The organism is Vibrio sp. M260118, from assembly GCF_036533755.1.
Classification (GTDB): Bacteria; Pseudomonadota; Gammaproteobacteria; order Enterobacterales; family Vibrionaceae; genus Vibrio.
The window spans coordinates 1-1,627 of the sequence record NZ_JATABG010000547.1; the positions used below are offsets into that span (position 1 = coordinate 1).

Below are 1,627 nucleotides of genomic sequence, written 5' to 3' on the forward strand. Positions count from 1 at the left end.
GCATTGAAACAAGAACAAGCTCGACAACAACACCTTTTAAATTTGGAGAACTTAGCGAATGAATAAGCAACCATACTCACCACAACACACCGAAGATTACTATTGCCATTATCTACACAATCTGCTTAGTAAAAAATCCAGTGTTTTAGCTACAACTTGCATTGAGGCAATTCTCAACGAGGTAGATGTCGATACCCTAATCCACACCAGCAATTTGCGTCCCACTTACGCTATTGGCTCGATTTATACAACTTATCAGAAATACAAAAAGCTGATGCAGAGAGAGGGAATTATCTGATGAGTTGGATTCAAAAGTTACTTGGTAAGGGTAGAAAAACACTAGCTGACACCCAAGACAAAATCGACCAGACAAAAGTTGAAACGAAACAACTTAACGAAAAGCTTCACGCCAGCTACAGCAAGGATTTCGAGGCATTAAAGGCGAAGGTTGCTCTAGCGCAACAAGAAGCTTTACAGGTACAGGAACAGGCTTTAAATCAACGTTTTGCTGAATTGGTTAGCATGGCTGAGAACTGGCGCTTTACAGGTTTGGATCCACACGAATTTGCTGAACTTGCGATAACCAACAGCCTAACACCGGAATACTTCGACCGCTACATATCTAACGCTAAAACTAGTTATCAAACCGCTCTGGAGATGAGTTCTGAGTGGGCTTTTGGCTCTGACATCGACCGACAATTACTCGAGCAAGGTCAGCCTCCTGTAGCAGTTGCACTAGCAGAACTACGTGACAATTTGAAAAAGGAGATGTGATGAAGGTCAAGAAATTTAAACGGTTACAGCGTAACAAAGCTACCCGCTTATTCTACTTTTTACAAAATAAGGCTTGACCCACTAATTACCCAATGGTAAAGTGTGAAGTTGATCACTGATTATACTAACGGGTTATATTTCCCCACAAAAGACATAGTATCAAACTTTGATCTAACATGCAAACATACCTTTAATGTGGACATATGAGAATAGTTCGCAACATGGAGATTTTAATATGAAACTTAATGTATATAACCGAGAAGTGGAGATATTGGCAAACCTGCAAAAGGCAAACCCAAGTGAAACACTGACTGCACTACTAAACCGAGTTATTCGAGAATATTCCCAGCACCGAGGAGAACTACTACATGGCAAAACAAACAACTAAAACTGTAAATGGCAACATCGAAACTTTTAATAACTACTACACCCGCCGAACTGTAGGTAAAACTTATAACGTTTTAGCCACTGACTTTTTCGCGGCTAAGTACGCAGTAAACACGGCAACAGGCGAAACCTACACACTAACCCCCGCCATGAAGCTTGTATATATGCACATGCGTAACGCTTATTGTGTACAAATTGAAAAAGGCAACGATTACTTCGAGGGGTGGACAAGTATTTGTGTTAGCTCAGGCTTGAGCGAAAAGGCATACACTAAATTTAAAGCCACCTTGATTAATCTTGGTTTAGTGGTTGAGGGTGCAACAAAAGGCAGGGCTAAAGTGTTGGTAGTACGTGACAGTGCTACATTAACAGATATTGAGTTTACCAATGACGACAAAGTTAAGCTGAAGGCTGAGCAAGCTGAAAAACGAGAACTATATAAAGCTGAACAGGCTGCTAGTACACC

At 40.8% G+C, this 1,627-nt stretch carries 3 protein-coding genes; all 3 read left to right on the top strand.

Annotated elements, in window-relative coordinates:
- The first annotated feature begins 297 nt into the window (after positions 1–297).
- Positions 298–774 (top strand): hypothetical protein, encoded by a 477-nt coding sequence (locus QTO00_RS19400; protein WP_331426205.1) that lies wholly within the window; start codon positions 298–300, stop codon positions 772–774.
- A 235-nt stretch (positions 775–1,009) separates the two neighbouring features.
- On the top strand, positions 1,010–1,162 hold the full coding sequence (locus QTO00_RS19405; protein WP_331426206.1) for a hypothetical protein: 153 nt from the start codon (positions 1,010–1,012) through the stop codon (positions 1,160–1,162).
- On the top strand, positions 1,143–1,627 hold a 485-nt coding region (locus QTO00_RS19410), incomplete at its 3' end, for a DUF6945 domain-containing protein (protein ID WP_331426207.1). The genes QTO00_RS19405 and QTO00_RS19410, both read left to right, overlap by 20 nt.